This window comes from Skermanella sp. (genome assembly GCF_059503625.1).
Map to the genome: position 1 here is coordinate 1 of NZ_JCACHA010001205.1, position 4708 is coordinate 4708.

A 4708-nucleotide genomic window follows, 5' to 3' on the forward strand; every position below is an offset into this window, starting at 1 on the left:
CTCATGCTGCGAAGGCTATGCCGAAGAACAATATGATCCCGGACGGACACTAAGGAGAGCACCCTTGGCGACCACCTATTCCACCGACCTCGAAGTCATTGACGATCCCGTGCCGGCAGACGCGAACATGTTCTCGTTTCCGCGCGCGTGGATGACGATTGCCACCCTCAAGGGCGTCACCTACCAGGCGCTTTTCCGGCGCGATCCCTACCTGGCCGGTGCTCTGCAGCAGTTGCATGCATCCTGCTGCCTAGAGACCGGCTGCGGCCTGCCTGATAGCGATGACGAGCTGCGCTATGCCGCGGGTTTCAGCCAGGACCCGGACCTCTGGGAAAGCATCCGGATCGAGCTGCGCCGGTATCTGGTTCGCGGCCGGACCAGCGGCCTGGTCTATGTGCGGATGTTTGCCGCCGACCTGGCCGCTGCCTGGAAGGTCAAATGGAAGGGCATCCTGCAAACGGCCGAGATGCGGAAGGCTGCCCGTGACCAGCGGGAGCGTGCCCGGCAGGCGGCACGCGAGATGCAGCAATCCACAGGGCCACAGACGGGTATAGGGACAACCAGCCCGGAAAGTGCCGCTGCACCTCAAGAGCAGACTGAGGTTTAGCTGCCAACTGCTTCAGAATACGCCGAACTGGCTGACCAGATCGATTCTGACACGAAGGGCTCAGTCCAACAGTCGGGTAGATTGTCCGCAGCGGTCGAATTTGGGCCTGTGGATCACCTTAGTCCCGGGCCTGGTTTCGACCGTGCCTTGCGGGACGACAAAGGTTCGGAGGCGCAGGCCATCCGAGATTTCAACAGCCCGCGGATGAAAGCCGTAATGGCGCTGAAGTCGGCCGAGATCGCTTTACAGGCGAAGCCGGACGATCCCGAGCGTCAGGCCGCCTGCACACAGGCACAGCAGAAGCTCGATGCGCTGACTGAAGGCCGGCGGCTGGCCTTCCTCGCCTGGCTGCATGTCCGTGGCGCAGGCCATCCGCGCGAGTAGGAAGCCGCCACAGGCCGGCAACGAAGTTTGGGATGGCGGCCTACCGGCGGCGCTCTGCAGGCGCCGTGGCCGTCATGCTGAACCAGGCCGCCAAAGCCAAAGGGGGAAGCAATGAGGGGAGCACCATGCCAGCACCATCGACACTGATGACCCGCGCCGAGCGTGACGACCTGCGCCGTGCATTAGTGACCTTTGGCATTGGTGCTCGGCTGCATAGCGATGATGTACGCCGGCTGCTCAGCCCGCTTGGCCTGAGTAACAATAGGCTGCGCTGCCTTGGCACCGACAGCTACCGAGGCGACCCGATTCGCCCGGCCGAGTTCCGCTTCCTGATGGAAGCGTGGATGCGCGAGCAGCGCCACGACTAAGCTCGACAAGCTTGGGTTCGATAGGCTAAATTGAAGGAAGAAACTAAACCATAAGATGCAGGGCTGAACGCGTTCGGTGGCCCGCCGGGCAGAGCGGCGATGGATCAAACCGTCCGCTGGGATGCATCCCCAACCACCCATCTGACCTGTCGGTGGCGCGGCTGTAGTGGCCCACCACCCTGCATCAGGACCCAGGTAGCCGGTGACGGACGAGCTGACCGTGCAAGGCATACAAAAATGGCGCTATGGGTTGCGGATTGCCCAAGCGTCAGCATCGTAGGGTTACGGCACGGCCTCTGCGATGGAGTAGGGTGGCATCAACACCCTGACCGTTTCCGGCTTCGGCCGGGGAAGTTTGGTCGCGCATACAGGTACCGGGAAACCGCCTGTTGCCGGTAACACGGCGAAGCGACTGCTGCAGCGTTCTGGTTCGGCTCGGAAAACAAACAGACACATCATCGCTTCCTCCCACACCCTTTTCTTTTGAAGATGGTGTGGGGGGAAATGAAGCGTTCGGTTCTCTCTGAAAACAGGCCAGACCTCGCTGCGCCTGATCGGTTCGAAGCGCAGCGACAGCTGAGCGAGAGAGATCGGGATGCAGCCGCACTCATGAGCGCTGCGCAGCAGAGCGAGTGAGGGCGAGAGATGAGACAGAGAGAACGCGTTTCGAATTGAATGTGGATCGAGAGCTAACTTGTCCCATTGTGATCGAGTGGGCAAAGCCCGCTCGCTAGATTGCGCCATGTCTGACCGGCCCGACCACATCTTTAACCGCCATGTCGCAACCAACATAGGAGAGCGCCCGGCGCCGCAAGTGCCGGAGCGCGATCCCGACTGGCGTCGCATTGTTCGCGACTCGGACTATGAATGCACGCGGCAGGGCCGTGTGCGCCGGCTCACGCCTGGCATGTCCACCTGGTCGGGACTGGAGATAACCGGCGTTACCTCAACGGGCCACCTGGCGGACCGAGCCGGAGGACATTCCGCGTCAGCGAGCTGGTGGCCGCGACATGGGGTGACCAGGCCGACTACCAAGGACCAAGCCGGAAGCCGCGCACCTCGAAGGCCGATCCGCGGCCAACACCACCTGGCGAACACTGGCGCCAGATCCCGCAGGCATCCGACTACGAAATCAACCGCGTCGGTGTGGTCCGCTGCCGCACGCCTGGCATGAACACGTATACCGGCCGCATCAAGCGGTCGAGCTACAAGGACAAGGACCAGATCGACGTCATACTGAATGGGAAGCATTACCGCCGGGCCGATCTCGTCAGCGCGCCTTTCGGCAACACCGACCACATGCAACCGCGTTCTGCGCGTAAGCCGCGCAGCGAATAGATGGCACCGCCGGTACCTGAGACCACGGTACCGCCGGCACCAGAGACCACGCCCTCGATCACTGCCGAGGACGTGGCCATCGCCTGGCGGGCCAGCTATCTCACGGGCAAGGCACTCGAAGCGCTGCAGCAGGGCAGCATCGCCGCCGCGATCAGCTGCCTGCAGCGCGAGGCCTAGCGCGACACCAGGCGCAAGAAGTGCTCGGCATCCATCAGCACGAACGGCTTGAGCCAGTTGCCTTTGACAAAGACCAACGGCTCGGCCGATCTATGTCTGCTGGCCTGTTTCTACCGGAATGAGAGATCAGGCGAATGCCTGTTGCGCGGAAATGCAAGCAGTGCGGCAAGGTTGAGCAAGTTCCGCCGTCATGGGCGAAGAGGCTGTTTTGCAGTTTGGCTTGTTATGGCACTTGGATGCGCGACACTGGAGCCGTGGCCGGCTTCAACCACCCAAGGTTCGAGCACCCAGTCCGTGAGTTGACATGTGCATGTGGTGCCCACTTCACCTACAAGCCAACGGCTAGGCGCGAGCGCAAGTTCTGTTCCATTCGGTGCAGCAATCGAGCCATTGCACGGTCAGGCTCAGCGCATCACAACTGGCGCGGCGGGGATGTGCAGTTGGCGTGCTCGTGGTGCGAACGGGAGATCACTCGCCGTCCCTCCAAGGTATCGGCTCTCAATTTCTGCGGGAAGGATTGCCATCTTGCTCATATGCGAAGCCTGACGATCGCGCGACAATCTGATTGGCCCCGATCACAGATCGCGGTTTGGATCAGCCGATCTTAGCGTAGTCGAAAGCGCGATGCCGAGCGTGCAGGCATCCCGTTGACCATCATCAAGGCCGAATTAGCCGCGGTTGTCACAAGCCATTGCTCCGTTCTCGGCGTTGCTCTGGATTATGGGCAGGGTGCGGCTTTAGATGAGAGGAAGAGACATGATCATACGGCAAGCCTGGATCGCGTTATCCCGGAACGCGGCTATGTGGCCGGCAATATCGCGGTGATCAGCTTTCGTGCAAACGCTTGTAAGTCAGACGCCACTCTTGCCGAGATTGAGCGCATCGCAACCTGGCTGGAAGTCATGCATGCTTGACGTCACCGCAAAGACCCGCGGCAGTGTGGCCTTGCGAAAGCTGTGTCGGCCTTTAATCGAAAGGGGGATGGTTACCGCCGATGCTGCTGCGATTGCGAGAACCGCCGAAAGCGGATGCAATGGGACGGGCTGACTGAAAAGACATGTTGTGTGTGCGAGCGTTTGCTGCCCATCGATGCGTTCTCCAACACCGCTCGTGGTCCGGCCTCGTGTTGTAAGGAATGTAATCGCCAAAAGCAGGCTGAACGGCGCGGCAACTTCGGGCCGGATGAATGGGCGCGGCACCACGACATCGCGGTTCGGAACCGGGCGGAACGCATGGTGCGCGACGCCAAACGGTTCCTCTGCTCGGTTATGCTCGAAGCGGCTAAGAGCCGAGCGAAGCGCTTTCAGGTACCGTTCGCACTGACGTTGGATGATCTGCTTCCGCTTGCGGTAGATAACCGCCCGGCGTTGGAGATTCGTCTGATCTACGAGGGCAGGACAACACCTGACGGCAGCCAACCTCGTGTTGTCGCCGGATCGCCCTCCGTGGATAGGATCATCCCTCAGCTAGCGTATGTGCGCGGGAACGTTGTCACCATCTCGCGCCGGGCGAACAGGATCAAAGGACCGCTTGAACCGCAGCAGTTACGAAAGCTTGCGGATTGGCGCAGAGCCGCACAGCCCACCGACCAAATTGAGAGATGAAAGTAGCTTCCGCAAAGAGTAAGACGCTGTATGCGAATAAACCCCTTACTGCGCTTGGGTTTGTGCGACGATCCGCCGTGAGATGATGGAGATCATCGCAATCCAGATGTGCCCGGCAAAGAGGTCGGCGGCGCGGTCGTAGACGATGTTGAGCCGCCGGTAGCGGCTGAGCCAGGCGAACAGCCGCTCCACAACCCATCTGATCCTGTTCGGCAGGAAGCGCCCGTCCC

The 4708-nt window shown here is 61.1% G+C and carries 8 protein-coding genes; 7 read left to right on the forward strand and 1 reads right to left on the reverse strand.

All coding sequences use genetic code 11. The features are described from left to right. The first annotated feature begins 64 nt into the window (after positions 1–64). The 7 genes from AC5JJ6_RS42235 to AC5JJ6_RS42265 all read left to right on the forward strand — a co-directional run bounded on the left by AC5JJ6_RS42235 (position 65) and on the right by AC5JJ6_RS42265 (position 4478). Complete coding sequence (locus tag AC5JJ6_RS42235; RefSeq protein WP_496047804.1) at positions 65–607, forward strand: hypothetical protein; 543 nt, start codon at positions 65–67, stop codon at positions 605–607. 147 nt (positions 608–754) lie between these two features. Next, positions 755–991, forward strand: coding sequence for a hypothetical protein (locus AC5JJ6_RS42240; protein WP_496047805.1), 237 nt, complete (start codon positions 755–757; stop codon positions 989–991). A gap of 32 nt (positions 992–1023) precedes the next feature. Continuing rightward, a complete protein-coding gene (locus AC5JJ6_RS42245) occupies positions 1024–1359 on the forward strand; it encodes a hypothetical protein (protein WP_496047806.1) in 336 nt (111 codons plus the stop codon). A 999-nt stretch (positions 1360–2358) separates the two neighbouring features. After that, positions 2359–2697, forward strand: coding sequence for a hypothetical protein (locus AC5JJ6_RS42250; protein ID WP_496047807.1), 339 nt, complete (start codon positions 2359–2361; stop codon positions 2695–2697). Next, the gene (locus tag AC5JJ6_RS42255) at positions 2698–2874 is read left to right on the forward strand and encodes a hypothetical protein (RefSeq protein WP_496047808.1); all 177 of its coding nucleotides are present in this window, start codon (positions 2698–2700) and stop codon (positions 2872–2874) included. It begins immediately after the preceding gene. 647 nt (positions 2875–3521) lie between these two features. After that, positions 3522–3788, forward strand: coding sequence for a hypothetical protein (locus AC5JJ6_RS42260; protein WP_496047809.1), 267 nt, complete (start codon positions 3522–3524; stop codon positions 3786–3788). 162 nt (positions 3789–3950) lie between these two features. Further along, entirely contained in the window at positions 3951–4478 is a 528-nt protein-coding gene (locus AC5JJ6_RS42265; protein ID WP_496047810.1) for a hypothetical protein, read from the forward strand. Between the two features lie 45 nt (positions 4479–4523). Here AC5JJ6_RS42265 and AC5JJ6_RS42270 read toward each other — a convergent pair. Next, positions 4524–4708, reverse strand: a 185-nt coding sequence (locus AC5JJ6_RS42270) for a transposase (RefSeq protein WP_496047811.1), incomplete at its 5' end; no start/stop codon positions are given.

Coding starts and splice junctions, on each gene's coding strand:
- AC5JJ6_RS42245 (WP_496047806.1), top strand. CDS start 1,024: ATGGCGGCCTACCGGCGGCGCTCTGCAGGCGCCGTGGCCGTCATGCTG.
- AC5JJ6_RS42255 (WP_496047808.1), top strand. CDS start 2,698: ATGGCACCGCCGGTACCTGAGACCACGGTACCGCCGGCACCAGAGACC.